The organism is Acinetobacter sp. NyZ410 (assembly GCF_022828975.1).
Classification (GTDB): domain Bacteria; phylum Pseudomonadota; class Gammaproteobacteria; order Pseudomonadales; family Moraxellaceae; genus Acinetobacter; species Acinetobacter guillouiae.
In genome coordinates this window covers 3,908,689-3,930,133 of record NZ_CP094620.1, presented here as the reverse complement: position 1 = coordinate 3,930,133, position 21,445 = coordinate 3,908,689, and the positions used below count along the sequence as shown (strand labels likewise).

Genomic DNA, 21,445 nt, shown 5'->3' with positions numbered 1-21,445 from the left:
TGTTTTACTTGGCGATGTTGCATTTAGAGCGTTATTTAGAAAGATTAAACCATATCTCAATTAAATTTGAATAATAATTTTATGTGATTTGGTGTGATTTTTTGTGTTTTAATGTGTTATATTTCAATCGTATAAATAAACCAAACTTTATAACATTGTTTAAATCTTCTGAGAAAATTTTATGCAACGTGATGATTCTATTCATGAGCGTTTAGCCGATCGGTTAGCCAATATTTTAACAAAATTAAATATGGGGTATCAACTGAGTATAAAAGAATTAGCATCTGAATTTGGAGTAAGTACACGTACTATTTCGCGAGACTTTGATCGCCTAAATGCGTATTTACCATTATTACAAGATGAAGCAAATAAAAAATATTATTTGGAAGCCACCTATTTAGGAAAAATTAGTACAAAAGATATTCGTAATTTTGCTCAGCTTTCAGGCATTAGTGATTTATATCCATCATTGGATATGTCTTTTTTACGTGAGCTTTTAGACAGTCGTGCACAACAGATTTATAGCGCTAAAGGTTACTCGTTTGAAGATGTAAGCCAATTTACAGAATTATTTAAAGTATTTGGTAAAGCAATTCAGGAACATCAGCAAATAGGTTTTTTATATAAGGGTGAACCAAGATTAGTTCAGCCTTATCGTTTAATTCATCACCACGGTAGTTGGTATTTGGCGGCAGTTAGAAAGGATCAACTGCGTACTTATCGTATTTCGCATATTCAACTCACTCCCTCCCCACATGAGTATTCTCAATTTATTCCAGATCAAAATATTGTAAAACTTGTGGAAGATGATGACAGTATTTGGTTCGGGCAGGAAAAGAAAGAAGTGATTTTATCTGTACATCCTGATGCAGTCAGTTATTTTAAACAGCGCCGCTTATTACCAGAGCAAAAAATCGTTGATGAATTGGGTGATGGAAGACTGATAGTTTCTAGCCTAATTAGCCATAATATGCAGTTGTTACCTTTAGTGAAATTCTGGATTCCACATGTTCGAATTGTCAGCCCAGAACACTTGCAATACGAGCTGGACAGAGAACTGAAATATTATTTGACAGGTTAGGTGAATATCATGGCATGGAAACCTGCACCAATGAAAGTCATATGTCCTAAATGCAAAAGAACAGAAATTTTTGCGCCGAAAAGTGATGTAATTATTTTCTTTCCAGTATGTAAAAAATGTCAAATTCAAATGGTTGTTGTGGAAAAGGCGGAGTCATTAGATTGGGTAAAAGAGTCATTACAATTAATTCATAAATTTTTTAATTGAAGTATTTTTAGTTTAATAAACTTATATTGAGGGTCGTATGATGGGGCAGAGTGTTTCAAATGTAGCTTTACTTGGTGGGTTGAAAAAGCAGCTTCAAAAAGTTCTGTTTAATCAGCAGCAACTTTTAGCTGAGTTGGAAAAGAATAGTTTGGTTCCTGAACACAATTCAGAAAAACCTTTAGTGTTCGACAGCAAAACTATTCCAGAAATGAAAAGTGTATTACAAGGTGAATATACAAAATTAGAAAATTTTGAGGTGGTTTTAGCCGTTGTAGGAACAATGAAAGCGGGTAAATCTACGACAATTAATGCAATTGTAGGACGGGAAATTTTACCAAATCGTAATCGTCCAATGACCTCTCTACCAACGCTAATTGCACATTCAAAAGGTCAAAAGGAACCAACATTAACATGTAATGTTAAATCAATTAATGACTATATTTCTAAATTAAAAAAACTTCAGTTGATGCAATATGCTCAAGATGAGAGAGTATCAAGTTATAAGGAAATTGTCGGATTAATTAAAAATATTCAGGCTGGATATAAGTTTAAAAACAACTATAAGGGTGAAGAAGCCATTTTTAGTTTTTTAGCAAGCTTGAATGATTTGGTTCGACTGTCCAGAATTATTGTGGATGATTATCCTGAATTTAGTTTTCCATTCTCAGCATATAAAGAAATTAACTCGTTACCTCGCATTAATGTTGAATTCACAGAGCTAGCTCAACAAGATGAACAATTAGGAAATTTAGTATTATTAGATACTCCAGGGCCAAATGAAGCCAATTTACCTGAGTTAAAAGAAATCTTTGAGCAGCAACTAAAACGCAGTTCTGCTGTAATGGTAGTAATGGACTATACTCAGCTTAAATCACAAGCTGATGCTGATATTCGTGAAGAGTTAGATAAATTACCAAAAATAGAAAAAGATCGATTATTTGCTTTAGTAAATAAATTTGACCAAAAAAATGCAAATGGTGATGATCAAGATACGACAAAAAGCATTGTTCATAATGATTTATTGAAAGATAAAATTCATTCCCAGAATATTTATTGTATTTCTGCACAAGATGCTTTTTTAGCAACTCGAATTGAGAACTATATTAATTTATATCAAGAAAAACCTAATTTTGATGAAATGGAATGGGTACAAGATTTTGCTAAAAAAGCTTTTGGTACGAGAGCAAAGCGTATGTGGGAAAGTTCAGAGCTTCATGAAATCTTAGAAGATAGCCAAAGTTTGGCTACTGATAGCCAAATGGCATTGCCTTTGGAAAATGTTATTCAAGAAAGTTATAAAAATGCTCCTCAAATTGCAATGCAATCTGCACTACGTGATGTGGATAATATTTTTACTAATATTGCCAATTATTTTAGTGTTCATGGGTATTTCAATAAAGAATATCAGATGACGGAGGAGGAGTTAAATAAACTTAAAGAGTCTTTATCAAAGTTAGATAAAGATAGAAAGTTATTAAAAGAACATGCCGATACTTCCTTAGTAAAGGTAAATAAAACAATAAAAAAGTCATCAGAGGAAATATCTGAAAAATTTAAAAAATTTGAAGAAGATAGTCCATCTGTTATTAAAAGTGAAATTTATAGGACGATAAAACTATTTACAGAGAGAAAAGAGGAAGAATATGATAATAGAGTAGGTAGATCAAATCTCGGTAAGGTGTATAAGTTTCTAATTTTAAATGAAAATTATGCAAAAGATAAGAGTAAGTTAAAAGCAGAGTTGGACGATTTACAAAAAGCCTTTGTAGGTGGGGTAATTAAATTAAAGAAAAATGAAATGGAGCAATTGAATCTTCAAATAGAACAAAAGACTCAATTGTTGGAGTTGGATTTTAAACAATCCTTAGAGGCAATGTTAAATCCTATTTTGAAAGACTTTAATTTTGCTATTCAGAAAATTAATACTGAAATCATTGGAGATATATCAAAGATTAGTCAAGAATTTGGTAAAGCTGGTATTGAAATTAAACTCAGCCCTTTAGATATTAATTTCACGTCCACTCAAGCTTCTATGAAAATAAACTTTTCTGAGTTATCTACGGAAAAAATGGAAATTAGACGTATCGAATCTACCTCAACTTTTGCTGGTGCAAGAAGATGGGCTGGTAAATTTTTTAATACAGATTGGGGGTATGAAACTATTGAGACAGTTTATAAGGAGTTAAGTTTTAATCAGCTTAATCAAGAATTAGAAAAAATGCTTTTAAATTTTCTAGTTGGACCAATCCAAGTGCATTTAGAGAAATGTTTCAAAGAGTTTAATGCTCAATTAGAAATAGATTTAAATATAGTTACTAAGCAGGTAGAAGAGCTTATCAATGAGCTTCAAGTTGCATATGAGGCTGAACAACTACCATATGAGCAAAAGAAAATGCGTAAAGATATGATGAATGATATAGATAAAACTAATAAATCTATTCAAATTGAAATTAACACAGTCAAAAAGTATTTACCTGTCATACTTGCTGGGGACGTATTATGAGTTCATTTGAAAACTTGTTAATACAAGATCAATCTTCTGAATTTAAATTCTTAAATGAAAAATTAATTGTTGATTTTGTGAATGGTATTAGTATTTCCCAAGATTTACAAAGTGTTATTAAAAAGCGTTCATCGCACAGTAACCGTTTTTTTGATGCTGTTTCAGGTAAAGCATATTTACGACAAGCGCATTTAAATGATCATGTACTTACAGGATTACGTGCGTGTGAAGGATGGTTGAATTCTTTATCGCATAATATAAATGAACATTCTGTTGCTATTTCACAGATTTCAAACTCTTTAAGTAAAACTCAACAACATTTAGCAAAAGTCGCAAATGTTGTAATTGATATTCGCGATCAAGTTGGAATTCTAAGCCAGCATACACAGGAGTTAATGCAAGATGTTCAGGTATTGAAAACAACGGATGCTGCTAAAACACAATTAGATTTAGTTTTTACATCTTGGGAAGCGGGGGATTTAAAAAATTATTCGATAATGGCGAAATCTTATATTACCTTGGATAACTTGTATTGGGGAAATTTTTCTAAAGTTGCTAGTTTTCCGAACAGAGATGATTATTTAAAATTGTTAAGAAATAAATTAGTCATTCAGCTGAAAAATGAATTTGGAGCAACAAAAGAAGATCAGATTTTTTTACGTGAAGATTGGTTATACAGTGAAAAGCAAGGCCAAAGCCAGTATGAGCTTCTAGAATATATAGGAGATTGGAGTTTGGCTAAACCTACAATTGTACCAAACACTTTTTTAGCGACTCAGTGGAATACTTTGGACGAACTGGAAATAAAAAAACCTGAAATTTATCATTTACCTTTTCATGTTGCTGATATCAATACAGTTGCAGATAGTATGATTAATGAATTTTTTAAGGTGCGAAAAAATGGCTAAATTAGGATTAGTACTTTCGGGAGGTGGTGCAAAAGGTGCTTATCATGTAGGGGTAATTAAAGCCTTACAAGAGTTAGGTATTCAAATTGATATGCTATCTGGTGCAAGTATTGGTGCTTTAAATGGAGCGGTATTACTTTCGGCAAAAGATCAGTCATTAGGGCTAGTTCATCTTGAAAAACTTTGGGATAAGCTTCCAGATATACAACCAATCCAATTTAAAGGAAAAGAGTCTTTATCTGACTTTTTTGGTTTGAAAAAGAATATTGATATATCAACTTATATTAGCCTTTTACTAGCTTCAGGTCTAAGACTTGCTACCCCAGTAGGAGTCCCTGCAACATTATTGGCACTTGCTTTTGAGCGTTTGGATCTTAAAAACTTAGAGGGTGTTTGTAAACAAGAGCCTTTGTCAGAAATGATGGAACAGTTTTTAAACCTTGAGTGTTTGAATGATTCAATTCCTTTCTATATATCAACTTATAAAATTAAAGATTATGAAGATGCAATTGATAGATTAAAGGAAACTTTAGCTGCAACTGTGAGTTTTTTAAAAGCAGAATTTCTGGGAGTGGATAATCAATTTTCTGAGTTTTACAAAATTCAAGATTTAACTAAAGATGAGCAGAAAAGTTATATTCTTGCTTCTGCAGCTTTACCACTTATTTTCCTACCTCAGAAAGATGGGAAGGGAAATAGATTTATAGATGGTGGTTTGGGAGGAGCTCTAAAGTCGCAAGGGAATACACCAATTACTCCTTTAATTGAGGCTGGATGTACTCATATTATTGTTTCACATTTAGATCATGGCTCACTTTGGCATAGACATGATTATCCAGATATTAATATTTTAGAAATTAGACCAAGTCAAGATATAGATTTATCATTTTCTAAACTTTTAGATTTTTCAAAAGAAAATATAGAGTTGCTGAGAAAACAAGGTTATATCGATGCCAAAAAAGAAATAGTCAAAGTGATGCATGTTTTATCAAGTATTAGTGATATGAAGAAAAATAGTGAGGTTCTCAATAATAGGCTTGATGTATTGCATAAAACTGAAGCTCAGTTGGATGAAGTTATGAAGCAACTTTAATTAAACATAATAATTAGAGAGAATATTTTTAAGGATTTTATAGTTATTAAATTATATTCTCTACCAAAGTTATTCAATTTTTAAAATATTCATAAGTTTCTCAGGGCACCAAATATAATTTGGAGAAAGAATAATATTTATTCATAAAAATGGCTTTTAAATGAATTACTTAGATTTTGAGTTCAACTCCCGCCATCTCCACCAAATTTGTAAATCATGATCTATCACTTAGTTATACGATGTATCATGAAACTTAATAAAGCCTTGAAATTTAATGGTTTCAGGGCTTTTTTAATGCCTAAACATCTATCATGGACATGGACAGGCATTATTTGAAAATCACGCACTATCACTAATCGCTTAAATTAATATTTGCAAGCGATGTCCAAGTCGATCAAAATAATTTAGCTTTCATAAAATGAAAGTTAAGTTTCCATAATTAATGTTCTCGTATTTTTTTAATCCACCTAAGCTACGTCTATACCTTTAATAAGTTATGGAGTGGTAAATGAAAGGGAAGATTGCTTTAGAAGAACATTTTGCAATTCAAGAGACACTTGGTGATTCGGAACGATTCTTTGTACCAGATGTTTGGAGAACTAAGCGGAGTCAATTACTAGATATAACTGGTGAACGTTTACGCCGTATGAATGAAACGGGTATTGAATACTCAATCATTTCTTTAAATGCACCAGCGATTCAAGCGATACCAGATCCCAAAAGAGCTGTTGAAGTTGCAAAAATTGCAAACGACACCTTAGCGGAATTAATCGCTAAACATCCTGATCGTTTTGGAGCTTTTGCTGCATTACCATTACAAGATCCAGAAGCAGCGACAAAAGAACTCAATCGCTGCATAACAGAACTCGGTTTTGCGGGTGCTCTAGTAAATGGCTTCTCAAATTTAAATAATGATGAAACAGCAAAATATTATGATGCTGAGGAATATTTAGATTTTTGGAGTGAGCTTGCTAAACTCGATGTACCATTTTATTTACACCCGCGTAATCCACTTTTAAGTCAGCAATTGGGTATCAAAGATCATCCTTGGTTAATGGGTCCTGCATGGTCATTCTCAGTTGAAACAGGTGTACATGCGCTACGTTTAATTGGTTCAGGTTTATTTGATAAGTATCCAAATATTAATATTATTTTAGGACATCTAGGCGAGTTAATTCAAAATAATATTTGGCGTACATCGCATTGGGCATCGGCGAATGGTCGTAATCCACTCGGTGTAAAAGCAGAAAAACCATTTATTGATTATTTCCGTAAGAATTTTTATTTAACAACAAGTGGTAACTTTCGAACAATTACCATGAAAAATGCAATTGATGAAATTGGATCTGATCGTGTTTTATTCTCAAGTGATTATCCATTTGAAGACATGGAAGAAGCGACACATTGGTTTGATCATGCCGAAATTGGTGAGAATGATCGAGAAAAAATAGGCCGTCATAATGCACACAAATTATTCAAGTTAAGCATTTAAAGTAGCTCAAGCCAATAACAATGATTGTTATTGGCATTTTTAATGCAGTAAAAGGATTTTATGATGAAAATAATACTAGATATACAGCAAGCCGTTGATACTAGAAAATTATCTCTGCAACAGTGGATAATATTTATACTTTGTTTTTTGGTGATTCTAGCAGACGGTATTGATACGGGGGTAGTTGGGTTTATCGCTCCTGCATTGTTAGATGATTGGGGGATCACTAAAAATGATCTACGCCCAGTGATGAGTGTTGCCTTAATAGGAATGGCGATTGGAGCAATATTTGCAGGAATATTAGCAGATAAGATTGGAAGAAAATGGGTCATCATTGGTTCGGCATTTATTTTTGGCGTTTTAACCATACTGACAGGTACTTCAAATAACACGACTGAAATGGTGATATATCGATTCCTAACGGGATTAGGACTTGGCGCTGCAATGCCAAATGCTGCAACACTTGTATCTGAATATATGCCAGCACATCGCCGTGCATGGATGGTGAATTTATTATTTTGTGCACTACCGCTTGGTATTACGATTGGTGGTGTTTTATCAGCAGGACTTTTATCAAATCATGGTTGGAAAATGGTGCTATATATAGGCGGGGCTATTCCTGTAGTGGTTGCCGTTGTATCAATTTTTCTTTTAAAAGAATCGCTACATTTTTTGATTAAAAAACAAGGACAAGTCGAAGCATTAGAAATTGTAAAAAATATACAGGGTAAATTTATCGATGCAAAATTAGTTCCTGTTACACCTCTAGATGCTGAATTAAATGAAAAAAATACCAATCCCGTTGGTCTTGTCGTCGGCAAGTTTATTGTACCCTCTGCAATGATGTGGCTCTGCTGCTTTATGAGTTTATTGGTATTTTATGTACTTACAAGCTGGATGCCCACGCTACTTAAGGAATCAGGATTTACACCAGAACAGTTTAGTTTAGTCACAGCAGTTTTCCCATTTGGTGGCGTTGCAGGAACAATTCTCATTGGTTGGTTTATGAGTAAGTATGACATGAATAAAACCATCACTTTTGCATATTTTATATCAGCCGTATTATTCGTTATAACAGGATTTCTTACCCAAAATATTTATTTACTCGCATTATTTATTTTCTTGGCTGGCGCTGGTTTGGTTGGTGCACAATCCTCATTGCCATCTTTAGCTGCGATATTTTATCCTGCAGAATGCCGTGGAGTTGGTGTTTCATGGATGCACGGATTAGGCCGTTTTGGTGCTATTTTCGGGGCATTTTTCGGCGCTTATATTTTCACATTTAATCTCGGTATGAGTGGTATTTTCTTCGTACTTGCAGTGCCTATTTTAATTTCGGCGCTAGCGCTTTATTTGAAAGGGCGTTATTCAACTTCTAACGTGACAATTCCTCAAACTTCAAAAGTTTAAATAAAAAACAATAACGACTACCTCAATTATTTTCAGGTAGTCAGGATTTTTACACCTTAAAGATTTAAGTAAAAATAGGTACATATCATGAAGAATATATTTTTTCTTGGATTAGTCGGCTTCACGACTACGCTTCCCACAATTACAAATGCTGAATTTATCAAAGATCGTAAAATATCGTTAACGACAAAAAATTATTACTTTGATAGAGATTACATAAATAATGTTCCATATCCTGCAGCAAGAGATTGGGCTCAAGGTTTTATCCTAAATGCTAAATCTGGATATACCAGCGGAAATGTAGGCTTTGGCTTGGATGTTCTTGCTTTAGCAGGTTTTAATCTTATGGGAAATAATAAAGATTATGCTGCTTCAGGTTTATTGCCTGTAGATAGAAACAATGAGCGTCCTGATCAAACAGGAGAGTTGCGTTGGACCCTGAAAACCAAGGTAAATGATTCGACAGTTCATATCGGGACACTTTCGCCGATGTTTCCAGTAATTTTTTCAAGTCCTGCACGGTTATTCCAACAGAATTACCGCGGTGTACACTTGCAGTTTAATCAAGTAAAAGATCTTAAGCTTCATGGATTATATGTCGATCGAGTCAATCATAGGGACTCAACGAACTATGAAAAAATTCGTATAGGAAATATCAATGGCCGATTTAAAATAGCTGCTGAGTCTTCAGGCTTATATATGCTTGGTGCTGAATATCAATTTAGTGAAGGCGTTAAAGCAGATCTATATCACGTAAATTTGCATGATGTATATTCTCAAAATTTTATTGGTGTCAAAACCAAACATAATGTCGGAATCGGTCATGTTCTTGGTGATTTTAGAGCGTTTCTTAGTGAAGATGCTGGAAAAGAATTAGCAGGGAAAATTGACAATCAGCATTTAAGTGGGATCGTCGGTTTAAATATTCATAATCATACCTTGAGTTTAGGATATATGCACTCTTTAGGCGATACCGCAATGCCGACATTGGGGCATGCGGAACCCGCAGTATTTATGGATAGTATAAGTGCTGATTTTACCAATCAAAATGAAAAAGTTATCAGTGTTCGATATGACTATGATTTTAAAGATACTGCTTTAGATGGTTTAAAATTTATGGCGAGATATAGTCAAGGAACTGATATTGAAATTCCTTGGTTAAAGGGTGAGTTACTTGAAGAAGATTCTTATGATTTTGATCTAAATTATCGTATACCTCGTGGAATGCTCAAGGGCGTTGGTATCCGTGCTCGCTATACGCGTTATCGTAATGATTTACCTAATGAGAGAATCGTATTCAGACCCGCCAATGAGACGAGAGTCAATGTTGATTACACATGGCAATTTTAAAGCATAAAATAAATGGAATGTTATCGGTGGTTCACTTATAACATTCCAAAATTCAATAATTAATATTATCTTTGGTAAAGTTAATAAAATCTTTAACAACCTCTCTCTTTTTTAATTTTGAATACACCATGTAAAGAGATAATTCAGATGAATGATTGTCTTTAAAACACTCAATTAATATACCTTCTTCTAATTCTTGTTTGACCTCGTGATATAAACGATATCCGATACCAAATCCTTGAATCATCCATTGGTGTGTAACTTCGGCATTATTACTCTTTAAATAAGGGTGTACATGAACCTCAAATATTTCGTCATTTATACTGTATTTCCAATCTTGATATATGTGACGATTTCTTATTAGGCAAATGCAGCGATGATTGAGTAAGTCTAAGGGATGTGTAGGATAGCCAAATTTATTAAAATATTTGGGTGAAGCACAGAATATACGTCTAGTATCGAGTAAAACCTCTGAGTTGTAGATTACATTATTGGGTTGTTCGAGTTGAAAAAGGATATCAAGTTCATTTTCCACAAGATCCATTTTCGAGTCAGAAAGAATGAGTTCGATTTCTAGATTTGGATGCGGTACGCTGAATTTTGCTATTAAATCACCTAACTTACTACGCCCAAGATAATTTAAGCTACCAATACGTAATTTACCTGCAAAAGAATTCACATTTTGAGAAACCTCTTCATGAACTTGTTTCATTAAAGATGATATGTAAATACTGCGATCTAATAATAGTTTCCCAGCCTCGGTTAAATCAAATTGTCTAGCAGATCTGTTAATAAGTCTCTTACCATAAAAATATTCAAGTTTTGCTAACTTTCTGCTTACTGTCGGCAGGGGAATATCCATTTCAATGGAAGCACGCGTCATTGATTTTGATGAGGCTAATGTTATAAAAAAATCTAAATCACTAATTTCATCTTGCATAATTTGCTTTCCGTAGCATAAATCAATTTAATTTTTGCATAGCACACCTTTGTCCAAAATATAATTGATGCTTTTAAAAATTAAATTTGAAGTGTTTGATGAGTTGCTAACTTTTTATTTTTTTCAAAAATCCCAATTTTATTAAAATTTAAAAATAGCGATTTGACTTACAATGGTCATTATAACAGTAGTTAGGATGGTTGTGAGAAAAATTAATATTTTGAAAAATATAAGTTTAATTTAAAAACTGTAAATAAAATTGAATAAAAAGTGTTATAGCTAAATATGCCATAGAAAAATATGATTCTTTTAAAACTAAATCAAAGAACTTCTGTATTGAGCAGTATGGTAAGTATTTTTCATTAAATACTCAGCCTGTAAAGCAAAAAAAAGAGGAGTGCGCACAAATAACATTCAATAAATTAGCAAGAAGGTTAGATAAATACTGCGTGACCAGTTTCAACACATTAAAAACGGTGTAATAAGTACGATGTATTTTAGATAATTTCTCAATGCGACTAAGTTTATGATATTTATATATTTTAGTTAAAACTTTTCTTTTTGACATTTTTTCTGACACTTTCTTTGACATTTTTTTGATATTTTTTATTAAAAAATTGACTAAATAACTGAAATACAATAATAATGATTTGACATTTTCTTTGACATTTTTTCTGACAAAATATGCCTGAACAAAGTAAAACATGGATAGATGAAACGACGTTAAAAGTCATGACATATAAATCAGGCTTTTTTACTTTTCAATTGGGTTTTGAACATACTCAAGTTCAAGCGATGCTCAATCGTGTCAATGATTCACAAAAGCGCTTTAACAAAACCCCAAGTTTACCCTTAATTATTGATCAAGTGCAGGATAAGGTATTAGCAAGCAGTATTTACAGTACCAATACTATTGAGGGAGGGCAATTTACAGAACAAGAAACTGCAAACATATTAAAACAGGACCCTAAGACTATTCAAAAGTCAGAAGAGCGAAGACTGACAAATTTAAAAGAATCTATTGAATGGATAAAAAAATCCAGTTCTAAACAGTTAAAGCCTGTAGAAGGTAAGCCTTTTGAACTTTCTACGATGTTTCAATTACATACACTGGTATCTCAGAATTTAGAAGAGCAACATAATCCAGCAGGGCAGTTACGAAATAACCAGCCAACTCAAAAAACAATAGTTGGTAATGATTCTCATGGGGGGACATATCGACCACCCAAATGCATAGAGGATATTGAATATCTTATTCAGGCGTGGATAGAATGGTTAAATAGTCCAAACGTAATTAATCAACCAGCGATAATTAGAGCAGGGCTAGCACATTATTATTTTGAGCTAATTCACCCATTTTGGGATGGTAATGGACGTACTGGGCGTCTGATTGAAATGTTTATTCTTGAGCAGTCAGGATATCGGTTTAGTTCATCTGCTATTTGGAAGTATTATCAAACAAATATCCATGAATATTTTGCTTTATTCAATCAGTGTAGAAAACTAGCTGATAAAAAGGAAGATAATCCTAATCAACCATTTATTGAATTTATATTGAATGGTATGTTTGAAACAATTGAATATCTTCATGATGAAAGTAATAAATTAATAGGATATTTGCTTTACCAAACAGCTTTAAATAACGCTAAATTTAGGAAGGAAATTTCAGATAGACAATTCAACCTTATTCATAATGTAATGCGAGTGATGAGTGAAAGTAATAAATTTTTGTCAAAAGCAGAACTTTATCGTATTCCACAAATCCAGATTTTATATGATAGAAAAACCGAAAGAACATTTTATAGAGATATTGATAAGCTTGTTGAATTAAAATTTTTATCTGAGCAGGATGGATTGGTGGTTATGGGAAATTGATTAATAAGAGAATCCTTTAATTTTTTGTATCAATAATTTCAACGCTTTTTCATGCCTAAATATCTATCATGGACATCTACAAGTACGATTTGAAAATCACGTACATTACAAATAGAGTATGATACATCGCGATGACTTTCACTATTTTGAGTTGAGTATACTTGATGAAAAAAATATTAATGTTGCTTATCAGTCCTGTAATTGCTGGTTCTGTATATAGCGCTGAAGATTGGTCGAAAAAACCTCAATCCTATGTGTTTTTACAAAATGAAGAACCTCAATATGGGAATAACAATAGTGAACATGTTGATTTTTTTGAGTTGTCAAAGCAACAAGAGCAAGATCGTATCGCTCAACGCGATGTAAATGTCGCAAAAATGTATGAAAATCGAGCAAATACTTCTAATATGAGTCCATTTGAAAGATCTCAATATCTTCTGAAAAATAATGATACTTATGCTTTGAATGCACATGAAAGCGAGCAACAGCTAAAATCATTGCAAAAGGCCCGCAATAGAGGGGTCATTTCAGAGCGCGATTATCAACAGAAAATGATTAAGCAAAATCAGATGCCTTTAGAACAGAAAAATAATCAACTTAAATATTCTGTTCCTGTAGGGGAGTGATGATGAATATCTTTAGGTATGATTGGTGTTGAACTAGTTTTTACTTACTTATTTTTATAAAGAAGTACTTTAGGGTACTTTTTTAACACATTAAAAATTCAACCTCTCTACAAGTTGAAATTGTGACAAGCAATTCTATAATCTTTCGTTATCTTTGATTTAAGTTTTTATCATAGTATTTACGAATCATCCGTATCTCCTAAAAAAATTAAGTTAAAATGTAATTATATTAGAGGTTTAGAATAAAAATACACTAACTCTGGATCACCATCATCAAGATTTTCTATGTGACCGCTCGCGATAAATCCAGAATTTAGTAATAACTGCTGCATTGGCAAGTTAGATCGATTCGTTGTGGTAAAAAGCTTCGGATGTTGGCATTTTGACTTTAATGCGTTCAGTAATATACGTCCCGTACCACAGCGACGATAAGGTTCTGCGACCATCAGCATCTCAATAAAACCGCATCCGAAAAAATGGTAATTTAGAACGCCATAGCCCATCACTTTTCCATTTTTTTCAACAAGAAAGCAGACACCTTGTATACACCAATTGTGGATTTGTAATATTCGCTGCGGATCGTGTGAGGCAACACTGTCGATAGCGATTAAGTCTTTAGTGTCAGTTTCAGTCGCTAGGCGAATAAGCATATGTTCATTTATATCAGTCATTACGCTATTCACTATAGCAAAATATATAGACCAATTTAAAATTATGGTCGTGATAAGAAATTCTAGATAGTTTCTTTATAGATCAATCGCCTAATAATAGCCTTGCCGCAAAAAATAGAATCAGGGCAGAGTAAAGATATTTTACTTTGAGGTATTGATACTGTTGCTAAACACAATGAGTATAGGGCTTTGAATCATGCGAAGAATAAAGTGCTCAAGTGAGCCTAAATCAGATATAAGCTCATTTGAAATTATAGGCTTAAGCTACTCTATTTCTTCTTTTTATCACAACCGATTACGCTGGCATCGGTGATGATGTTCTTACCGTCTGTGTACAGTGTGATATTGCAAAAGTAATCGATAACAGTCCGATTTTCTGTATATCCAGTCTTCCGATATACTGGTTCGCTACCAACTGGCATTTGGCCAACCACGCCGCCGCCACCGATTCCAACCATGGTCGTCTTTTGGCCAATATACTCAACACCTGTCTGCACGAAAACTTTTTCTGGTGTTACATGAGTCTGCACTCGATTCCACCCATAGAAGCCACCACTACCATACGACGATGGACCTAGACCATGATCAGGTTTGCCAAATATTTTAAATGCATTACTGGCTGGTTGCCCGACTAGTTTTTGTGCAGCCACTTCGACTTCATTGGGTTTGGTGGCCAAGGTGGCGCAAGCGCTGATACTAAGCACCATGAGGGTGATACAACTATATTTGAATAAAGGCATGGAAAAGACTCCTGAAATAATCAATGTTATACGTACAGAGCAGAGCGAGATATTAATTCATCATAATTTATTATTTGGTATATATTTCACACGATTATATCGCATAATTATTGATAGTCAAAAGCCCATCTCCACTGAAATAGTTGGGTGTCAATTTTCCGCTACTCATAGTCCATTGCTGATCTTTTTAAAAGGCGTGATCCTTGTATTGAGCGCTGTTTTGGATAACTTTTATTATATTGAATTTATTAATCAGTATATTGATTTAATTAAAAATATTATATAGATCTCAAGTTGTAATGAGCATAGTTATGAGGATGGAAATAAGCAATGCTAATTCAAAATTTGAGTTTAGTGATGAATTATTCTAAGATTTAGAACAACTAAAAGTTAACTTATAAATGATAGATATTTCACAAAATAATTTACGGCATGGATGAAAAATTATGGCTAAATACAATAGACCGCAGATCATACAATTTTTTATATCGTTAATTTCTCTTACTCTATTTTCTTTAACGATGTCAGGTGTTGCGCATGCTGAGGGGAATTGTCCTCCGGGCTATTATCCTGTCGGTGGTCAAGGTGTACAAGGCTGTGCGCCTATTCCAAATTATGGAAGCAGTGGGGGATATTCAGCTCCAAGCTATCGGACACCAAGCACAGAAGGTTATGTGGCTTCGGGTACAAATGGTGTAATTGGTGTGGCTACTGCAAAAATTTTCCGCGGAAAGTTAGAAGAGAAAGCATTGCAAGCTTGTGAAAAAAAAGGTGGGACTGATTGCAGAATTTGGTTTACTTATGATGACAACCATTGCGCGACTATAGGGCAAGCTGAAGGAACAAATAGATTGTATAAAGCACGAACAACGGCGGGTGAAGTGCGCGATGTTGTTCCAATGTTAGTCCCAGGAAGTAGAAAAGCTTTAGGACGGAAAAAAGTTTTAGAGGCGTGTCGTTATGATGGCTTCCCAGAGGCTCAATGCAAAATTATTTATGAAGATTGCCGTAGGCTTAATCTTCCATAAGCGTTTTATTTTGTGATTAAAATATGAAATACAAAGCTTAGAAAGACGTTTACGGAGTCGAGCTGAAGCGAGTTTTTAAGACAAATAAAACCACCTTCGGGTGGTTTTTGTTTAATGGATGATTCTAGTTTGGTACTGGAAATACCTGCTATTTCGTATAGGAATCATTTTGTTAATGGAGAAAGTTTTGAGCAAGGGTGATCAAATTTTGTATTGTTTCTTTCTTATGCTTTAATATCAATGTAATGGGCAGAGGGCTAGTGCTACAAACATTAGAGTGGACTTTACCTGATTATGTCTATGACCCATATGATTATGAATTAAATAAAGATACAGATTTTAAAAAATTGAATCCTGAGCAACAGGCTAATATTGTAGCTGATTATTTTGGATTAATTGAAGGATATAATCAGATTAATTTCAGTTTAGCTTGGCGAAATCATATAGCTGATAATTCACAGTATATAAGACAGGTAATGCAACCGATTATAAGTAATCCTTCAGGATATACACTGGTTTCTAATTCTACTCCGACTCCACTAGTTCCTTTAATTTTTTTAATTTACTGAATTATCATCTCATGAAAAATATTAATTTATTAAGTGTTTTTTTTATATCAATAATATTAATTGGTTGTAAAGAGAAACGTGTAGCTGATTTCCAATATGAAATATTAGAAGATGAGAGCATTTGTTCATTAAAAACCCAAGAAATTTATGATTCTAATGAATTTTCAATGTTTGACACATCATTTAAAAATGAAAGTGGAAGTTTCAATGATGAATTATCAAAGAAAATATATGCACAAAGTTTAGAAAATTTATCTAATAAAGATAGTAAGTATATTTTTTGCTTTTCAAAAGATATGCTTATGTCAAATTATTTAGAGACTCAGATCCGTATTGAGTTAAAAAAAGGAAAATCCTTTAGACAATATGAATTTATAAATTACTTCTGTCTAAGTAAAAAAAATTCAATTATGAATTTCAATAGTCGGGATAAGAGTATACAAGAATGCCAATAATTCTGATTTCTGTAAAATTACCATAATACAGGTGACTTGAAATCTTACTTTCAACATCTATATCTGAGTCAAAGCAGCTCTAGAATTCAGCACACTGGAACAGTTTTACCGAATAAGTCTTAAGTTTTTAAAAGTGGACTTTGATCTGTTTATCTGCCGTTCTGCATTGTATTTTTTGCTGTTCTATAGGTAAACCAATGAGTTCATCATAAGCATTCATTACCTGTTCATCTGTAGGGTCAATCTGTTCACGGGAAACCTTACATTTCTTTTGATTTTTTAAAAACAAAGCACTTAAGCTTTTTCCGTAAGTTGAATTTTCATCTTTATCACAAAGACTACTAAGAGCAACTAAACGAGCAAATTTTAATTGTTGAACTTGGATTTGACATGATGATTTGGATTTTGGTAACTCAGCCCAAGTTCCACCACTAATTAAGAGGGTGAGAAGTAGGAATTTTTTCATTTTTTGATCCTTTATTTTGTTTATTCAATGATAGATTTTTTATTGAATAGTTGGTAAATTTTTATCGGATTTATTTCATAAAACTCATTTTCTGTTCTATATTTTATTTTCAAAATAACAAGGAATGGATAATGAAAAAATTAACAATAGCACTAGCAACTGGATTGATGAGTATGAGTGGGTGGAGTGCTTGTAGTTATAATTTTGATGCGACACAAGCTCAAATATCTGCAGTTTTCTCAGGATTTCAGAAATTCCCCAGTATAGTTGGACAAAAGACATCATTTACAACAGCTGTCACTCCAGAGAACTCTCAACAGATGTATATTGCAGCAAATGGTAATGCAATTTCAGGTCAAAGTAATGGTAGTGCTGTTCCACAGAGTGGAATCTTCGCTTATGAATACAAGATTAAAGTGCCAACAACCTTGCTTCCTAATAATGAACAGATATTTATGTATCCTAATTATGCTGATGCTTATTACGATAATGGAAAAGGTCAAATAGTAGCTCTATATGCAAATCATTTACTCGGTAGTACCACTCCAAATAAAGTCACAATTGGCGTGGGGAGTACTGTTGATGGTGCAACAGGTATGATTGAGCTGCCTTTGACAAGTACAACTGATGGATATCAAAAAATTGGTATATATGTTAACCAAGATACAAAGCAGGTTGGTGTCATTTATAATGGCGTTAATAAGGGTTATGTTTCAGCAAATCCAAGTAAGATTAATAGCTTAGCTTTTACAAATGGAATGGCTTACTATGGAACATATTCGACTTCACCTAATATTGGAAAGGTCCATTCAGTAGAACTGATTACAGATAAAAATCAATTCCAATTTACTTATCCAACAGGTACGAAAGATATTTGTGGAAATACAATTTAAAATTTTTTTGTAATACAAAGCTCTTCGATTTTCATAAATAAAAAACCAGTTTTAGTGATTTAAAACAATTAGGCCTAGTCAGACAATATGGCCATATATTAAGCGACAGTCAGTTGATATAAACGTTTTTTTCTCACATCCATGCCTGATGAAATTCATCAGACATGGATTGAAGCGATTTCGAGATGAGAGGATTAGAATTTATATTGATAATTGATAAAGAAACGATTTTCTGTAAAATCACTCCCATAATCTTGCTGGTAACGTGTAAATAAGTGCTGTAAAGACAGTCCTTTTAGCGCAGGTTGCTGAAAATTATAGGTGGTCAGAACATCAAGTTCGGACTCTTTATTTTTATTACCATTACTCATTTTAATATCTCGCCCAACCGCATATTTTGCAATGCTGTTTAAACCGAGGATGTAATCTTTAAAATCATAACCATAAACAAAATGCCATGATTTTTCATTTTCTTTAAAAAAGCCTGTGACATTCCAGTTAATAAAATAAAGCTCAGGTAAAAAACCATCAGGCAAAGGGTAGGCGTCCCCAATAATTCGTTGATAACCGACACCTAAAGTGTGATTGTTCAGTTTCAATGTTTCCAATAAACCTACATTTTGGCTATCAATGTCTAAAGCACTGCTATTATCTTGCGAATTAAAATATCGTAATTTTGAATGCAGGGCGATATTGTCAGCAATTGGGTATTGATGCTCCACACCTAAATAGTGTTTATCATATAAATTTTCTAAATGCCCATAGTAATAATTGATATTAAAACCTTTATTTACATCATAAGATAAATTCAGGTAATCCAATCCATCTGAATAATGTTTTATACCTTTCTGCGTATAAGAAAATTTATAAAAATCCTCCTCATTGCGAGGAGAGTTTTTCGACACATGACCAAGTTCGACTTTAAGTTTTTCCTGAATTGGAAATTTTAAGTTCACCCCTTGATAAGTCGTTAAAAGCTGACGGCTTGTGTCGATTGCGGTCATGGGTAAATTGAGCCATAACTCACCCACTCTCAATTCTGCCTGATCATATTTAAGTTTAAGTGTACCCCCATATTTTAAATAGTCTGCTGCTTGTTCTTGTTTGACTGGGTCAAAAGGCAATACGGTATCATTGACATGTTTGTCATTGCTTAGACGTACCGCATATTGCACTGAACCATCAACGCCAATTTGTAGGGGATGTTCTAAAATTTCAAGCGGTGTGTCATAAAATTGTGAGTGATAAAATAATGATACACCTTGTGACCAACTCCCCGAATCTTTGACATTTTCTTGGTCAAAATTGCGATCAATATAGGCATTTTTTAAAGTTAATTTCCATTCATCTTTGGCTAGCGCTAGTTGTGTAAAAGCACAAGTATTAATGAATATGAGCGTAGTAAAAATCTTTGTAAATGGTGTATTGAATAACATAAGGCATCCTTGACTTAAGTTTATTTCCAAATGAAAGGTGATTTTTTCTGGGTTTCTTCAGCATCAGGTTCTAAAGCAATACCTGTGCGGTCTTTAAAAATACAAATCGCTAAAAAAGCAATCACAGACATCACGGTTAAATATGCACTGACTAAATAAATACCGTTTACTTTGCCGATTAATGCTGCTGCAATTAATGGCGCGAACGCACCGCCAATGATCGAGCCAATCGCATAAGTGATGGATATACCTGAAAAGCGAATAGAAGCAGGGAAGAGTTCAGAATAAAAGACAGCTTGTACACCATAGGTGATTCCAATACCCATTGATAATAGGGCTAAGCCTGACATGATGTAGCTATAGTTACCTGTACTGATCAGTGGGAAAAGCACCAGAGCGGTAATGATTTGAATCAATGAACCGAAAATATAAACTGGTTTACGTCCAAATTTATCTGAAAGCACTGCAGATAACCAAGTAAAGAAGGTCCAAATAACGGCAGAAATACTGATCAAGGTCAAAATGATTGGACGCTCTAAATTCAGACCATTTGGATTGGTGGTAAAGCTTTGAATAAAGCCACCAGCAGTCATGTAGCCCAGCGCAGTTGTACCAGCTATCAATAATGCTGAGCTAAAAATGACTTTTTTATACTGCCCAAAAAGTTCACGGATCGGTTTTTGTGTGGTGCCTTTCTGTTTTAATTCCTCAAAAATAGGGCTTTCTTCAACTGAACGGCGAATCCAGTAGCCTAAAGCAAAGAGGAAAATACTGCATATAAATGGAATTCTCCAACCCCATGCTAAAAACTCTTCTCCTGGTGAAACATAGCCAGTCATGATCACTAAAACCAGTGACGCCAGTAATAAACCAAGTGGAACACCGAGTTGTGGGAATGAGCTAAATAATCCACGTTTGTGGGTGGGTGCATGTTCAACGGCCATCAGTACAGCGCCGCCCCATTCACCCCCTGCGGAAATTCCTTGTAAAATACGCAGTAAAATTAAAATGATAGGCGCAATGATACCCACGCTGTCGTAAGTGGGCAATAAGCCAATTAGAGTTGTGGTTCCACCCATCATGATTAACGTAGCGGCTAGAACGGTTTTACGTCCAAACTTATCGCCAAAATAACCTGCGATAAATGCGCCAAAAGGCCGAAAAATAAAACTGATCCCTACAGATGCAAAAACCAACAGGGTGGCAAAGGCTGGACCTGCGGGTTTAAAAAACAGTTGATTAAAAACTAAGCCTGCAACAGCGGCATAAATAAAATAGTCATACCACTCTATGGTGGTCCCAACAATCGTTGCTATCGCAATTTTGCGAGTACGTGATGCCGATGAAGTGGGAAGTGCAAGCGTCGAGCCGTGCAATTCTGCTTGAGAGTTTTCCATAGCTTTTCCTTTTTGTATTTCACTTATGCTTCAATCTATTCTTGGTTTTTTGATTGAAACAAAATCCTTGTCGTATTGACTCATCATGAATCAATCGAATAATTATGCTTGAATATTTTTTAAATGGATACACTATTTTTAAAATAAAATAAAAATGGTATCTTTTTAATTTAAATTGGTAATGTTTTTAATTTTAAATAATGATATTAAAATATTTTAAATCAAATGATTGTAATTTTTATCGATGTATTGGTTTTAATTTTTATTTGTAATTTGATACTAAAATTAATTAAATTACAATTTTT

20 protein-coding genes are annotated in these 21,445 nt (G+C 33.6%); 14 read left to right on the top strand and 6 right to left on the bottom strand.

The features are described from left to right. Positions 1 to 181: 181 nt before the first annotated feature. From MTO68_RS18540 to MTO68_RS18505, 8 genes are all read left to right on the top strand, one after another. Entirely contained in the window at positions 182 to 1,081 is a 900-nt protein-coding gene (locus MTO68_RS18540) for a transcriptional regulator (RefSeq protein WP_244013872.1), read from the top strand. A gap of 9 nt (positions 1,082 to 1,090) precedes the next feature. Beyond that, the gene (locus tag MTO68_RS18535; RefSeq protein ID WP_244013870.1) at positions 1,091 to 1,288 is read left to right on the top strand and encodes a hypothetical protein; all 198 of its coding nucleotides are present in this window, start codon (positions 1,091 to 1,093) and stop codon (positions 1,286 to 1,288) included. A gap of 37 nt (positions 1,289 to 1,325) precedes the next feature. Next, on the top strand, positions 1,326 to 3,791 hold the full coding sequence (locus MTO68_RS18530) for a dynamin family protein (protein WP_244013869.1): 2,466 nt from the start codon (positions 1,326 to 1,328) through the stop codon (positions 3,789 to 3,791). Then, entirely contained in the window at positions 3,788 to 4,699 is a 912-nt protein-coding gene (locus tag MTO68_RS18525; RefSeq protein WP_244013867.1) for a YjcZ-like family protein, read from the top strand. Before MTO68_RS18530 ends, MTO68_RS18525 begins: the two co-directional genes overlap by 4 nt. Further along, positions 4,692 to 5,792, top strand: coding sequence for a patatin-like phospholipase family protein (locus tag MTO68_RS18520; RefSeq protein ID WP_244013865.1), 1,101 nt, complete (start codon positions 4,692 to 4,694; stop codon positions 5,790 to 5,792). The genes MTO68_RS18525 and MTO68_RS18520 overlap by 8 nt, the downstream gene beginning before the upstream one ends. A gap of 508 nt (positions 5,793 to 6,300) precedes the next feature. Next, the gene (locus tag MTO68_RS18515) at positions 6,301 to 7,284 is read left to right on the top strand and encodes an amidohydrolase family protein (protein ID WP_244013863.1); all 984 of its coding nucleotides are present in this window, start codon (positions 6,301 to 6,303) and stop codon (positions 7,282 to 7,284) included. A 63-nt stretch (positions 7,285 to 7,347) separates the two neighbouring features. Then, a complete protein-coding gene (locus MTO68_RS18510) occupies positions 7,348 to 8,694 on the top strand; it encodes an aromatic acid/H+ symport family MFS transporter (RefSeq protein ID WP_244013861.1) in 1,347 nt (448 codons plus the stop codon). A gap of 87 nt (positions 8,695 to 8,781) precedes the next feature. Beyond that, the gene (locus MTO68_RS18505) at positions 8,782 to 10,044 is read left to right on the top strand and encodes an OprD family outer membrane porin (RefSeq protein ID WP_244013859.1); all 1,263 of its coding nucleotides are present in this window, start codon (positions 8,782 to 8,784) and stop codon (positions 10,042 to 10,044) included. A 52-nt stretch (positions 10,045 to 10,096) separates the two neighbouring features. Here MTO68_RS18505 and MTO68_RS18500 read toward each other — a convergent pair whose 3' ends face one another. Next, positions 10,097 to 10,984: a LysR family transcriptional regulator gene (locus tag MTO68_RS18500; RefSeq protein WP_244013857.1), complete on the bottom strand. Its 888-nt coding sequence runs from the start codon at positions 10,982 to 10,984 to the stop codon at positions 10,097 to 10,099. A gap of 684 nt (positions 10,985 to 11,668) precedes the next feature. Here MTO68_RS18500 and MTO68_RS18495 point away from each other — a divergent pair. Both MTO68_RS18495 and MTO68_RS18490 read left to right on the top strand, forming a co-directional pair. Continuing rightward, positions 11,669 to 12,859, top strand: a complete 1,191-nt coding sequence (locus MTO68_RS18495; RefSeq protein WP_244013855.1) for a Fic family protein — start codon at positions 11,669 to 11,671, stop codon at positions 12,857 to 12,859. Positions 12,860 to 13,023: 164 nt separating this feature from the next. Continuing rightward, a complete protein-coding gene (locus MTO68_RS18490; protein WP_244013853.1) occupies positions 13,024 to 13,485 on the top strand; it encodes a hypothetical protein in 462 nt (153 codons plus the stop codon). Positions 13,486 to 13,709: 224 nt separating this feature from the next. Here MTO68_RS18490 and MTO68_RS18485 read toward each other — a convergent pair whose 3' ends face one another. Further along, positions 13,710 to 14,156 (bottom strand): GNAT family N-acetyltransferase, encoded by a 447-nt coding sequence (locus tag MTO68_RS18485; RefSeq protein ID WP_244013852.1) that lies wholly within the window; start codon positions 14,154 to 14,156, stop codon positions 13,710 to 13,712. Positions 14,157 to 14,425: 269 nt separating this feature from the next. Beyond that, positions 14,426 to 14,896, bottom strand: a complete 471-nt coding sequence (locus MTO68_RS18480; RefSeq protein ID WP_239045037.1) for a hypothetical protein — start codon at positions 14,894 to 14,896, stop codon at positions 14,426 to 14,428. 446 nt (positions 14,897 to 15,342) lie between these two features. Between MTO68_RS18480 and MTO68_RS18475 the strand changes: the two genes are divergently transcribed. The 3 genes from MTO68_RS18475 to MTO68_RS18465 all read left to right on the top strand — a co-directional run bounded on the left by MTO68_RS18475 (position 15,343) and on the right by MTO68_RS18465 (position 16,948). Next, positions 15,343 to 15,924 (top strand): DUF4189 domain-containing protein, encoded by a 582-nt coding sequence (locus MTO68_RS18475; protein WP_239045038.1) that lies wholly within the window; start codon positions 15,343 to 15,345, stop codon positions 15,922 to 15,924. Between the two features lie 260 nt (positions 15,925 to 16,184). Further along, positions 16,185 to 16,493 carry a hypothetical protein gene (locus MTO68_RS18470; protein WP_244013850.1) on the top strand — a complete coding sequence of 103 codons (309 nt, stop codon included), beginning with the start codon at positions 16,185 to 16,187 and terminating at the stop codon, positions 16,491 to 16,493. An 11-nt stretch (positions 16,494 to 16,504) separates the two neighbouring features. Beyond that, positions 16,505 to 16,948: a hypothetical protein gene (locus tag MTO68_RS18465; protein WP_244013848.1), complete on the top strand. Its 444-nt coding sequence runs from the start codon at positions 16,505 to 16,507 to the stop codon at positions 16,946 to 16,948. Positions 16,949 to 17,075: 127 nt separating this feature from the next. Here the strand turns inward: MTO68_RS18465 and MTO68_RS18460 are convergent, their stop codons facing one another. Next, positions 17,076 to 17,414: a hypothetical protein gene (locus tag MTO68_RS18460; RefSeq protein WP_244013847.1), complete on the bottom strand. Its 339-nt coding sequence runs from the start codon at positions 17,412 to 17,414 to the stop codon at positions 17,076 to 17,078. Between the two features lie 131 nt (positions 17,415 to 17,545). On the opposite strand from MTO68_RS18460, the gene MTO68_RS18455 reads away from it, so the two are divergent. Continuing rightward, a complete protein-coding gene (locus tag MTO68_RS18455) occupies positions 17,546 to 18,307 on the top strand; it encodes a DUF4882 family protein (protein ID WP_244013845.1) in 762 nt (253 codons plus the stop codon). 194 nt (positions 18,308 to 18,501) lie between these two features. Here the strand turns inward: MTO68_RS18455 and MTO68_RS18450 are convergent, their stop codons facing one another. Both MTO68_RS18450 and MTO68_RS18445 read right to left on the bottom strand, forming a co-directional pair. Then, positions 18,502 to 19,743: an OprD family outer membrane porin gene (locus MTO68_RS18450; RefSeq protein ID WP_244013843.1), complete on the bottom strand. Its 1,242-nt coding sequence runs from the start codon at positions 19,741 to 19,743 to the stop codon at positions 18,502 to 18,504. 20 nt (positions 19,744 to 19,763) lie between these two features. Then, positions 19,764 to 21,140: an MFS transporter gene (locus MTO68_RS18445; RefSeq protein ID WP_096734980.1), complete on the bottom strand. Its 1,377-nt coding sequence runs from the start codon at positions 21,138 to 21,140 to the stop codon at positions 19,764 to 19,766. Between the last annotated feature and the right edge of the window lie 305 nt (positions 21,141 to 21,445).

Excerpts from the sequence above, each read along its gene's own strand:
- MTO68_RS18515 (WP_244013863.1), top strand. The coding sequence starts at position 6,301 with ATGAAAGGGAAGATTGCTTTAGAAGAACATTTTGCAATTCAAGAGACA.
- MTO68_RS18480 (WP_239045037.1), bottom strand. The coding sequence starts at position 14,896 with ATGCCTTTATTCAAATATAGTTGTATCACCCTCATGGTGCTTAGTATC.
- MTO68_RS18530 (WP_244013869.1), top strand. The coding sequence starts at position 1,326 with ATGATGGGGCAGAGTGTTTCAAATGTAGCTTTACTTGGTGGGTTGAAA.
- MTO68_RS18475 (WP_239045038.1), top strand. The coding sequence starts at position 15,343 with ATGGCTAAATACAATAGACCGCAGATCATACAATTTTTTATATCGTTA.
- MTO68_RS18525 (WP_244013867.1), top strand. The coding sequence starts at position 3,788 with ATGAGTTCATTTGAAAACTTGTTAATACAAGATCAATCTTCTGAATTT.
- MTO68_RS18465 (WP_244013848.1), top strand. The coding sequence starts at position 16,505 with ATGAAAAATATTAATTTATTAAGTGTTTTTTTTATATCAATAATATTA.
- MTO68_RS18485 (WP_244013852.1), bottom strand. The coding sequence starts at position 14,156 with ATGACTGATATAAATGAACATATGCTTATTCGCCTAGCGACTGAAACT.
- MTO68_RS18450 (WP_244013843.1), bottom strand. The coding sequence starts at position 19,743 with ATGTTATTCAATACACCATTTACAAAGATTTTTACTACGCTCATATTC.
- MTO68_RS18540 (WP_244013872.1), top strand. The coding sequence starts at position 182 with ATGCAACGTGATGATTCTATTCATGAGCGTTTAGCCGATCGGTTAGCC.
- MTO68_RS18490 (WP_244013853.1), top strand. The coding sequence starts at position 13,024 with ATGAAAAAAATATTAATGTTGCTTATCAGTCCTGTAATTGCTGGTTCT.
- MTO68_RS18460 (WP_244013847.1), bottom strand. The coding sequence starts at position 17,414 with ATGAAAAAATTCCTACTTCTCACCCTCTTAATTAGTGGTGGAACTTGG.
- MTO68_RS18505 (WP_244013859.1), top strand. The coding sequence starts at position 8,782 with ATGAAGAATATATTTTTTCTTGGATTAGTCGGCTTCACGACTACGCTT.
- MTO68_RS18520 (WP_244013865.1), top strand. The coding sequence starts at position 4,692 with ATGGCTAAATTAGGATTAGTACTTTCGGGAGGTGGTGCAAAAGGTGCT.
- MTO68_RS18495 (WP_244013855.1), top strand. The coding sequence starts at position 11,669 with ATGCCTGAACAAAGTAAAACATGGATAGATGAAACGACGTTAAAAGTC.
- MTO68_RS18510 (WP_244013861.1), top strand. The coding sequence starts at position 7,348 with ATGAAAATAATACTAGATATACAGCAAGCCGTTGATACTAGAAAATTA.
- MTO68_RS18455 (WP_244013845.1), top strand. The coding sequence starts at position 17,546 with ATGAAAAAATTAACAATAGCACTAGCAACTGGATTGATGAGTATGAGT.
- MTO68_RS18445 (WP_096734980.1), bottom strand. The coding sequence starts at position 21,140 with ATGGAAAACTCTCAAGCAGAATTGCACGGCTCGACGCTTGCACTTCCC.
- MTO68_RS18500 (WP_244013857.1), bottom strand. The coding sequence starts at position 10,984 with ATGCAAGATGAAATTAGTGATTTAGATTTTTTTATAACATTAGCCTCA.
- MTO68_RS18535 (WP_244013870.1), top strand. The coding sequence starts at position 1,091 with ATGGCATGGAAACCTGCACCAATGAAAGTCATATGTCCTAAATGCAAA.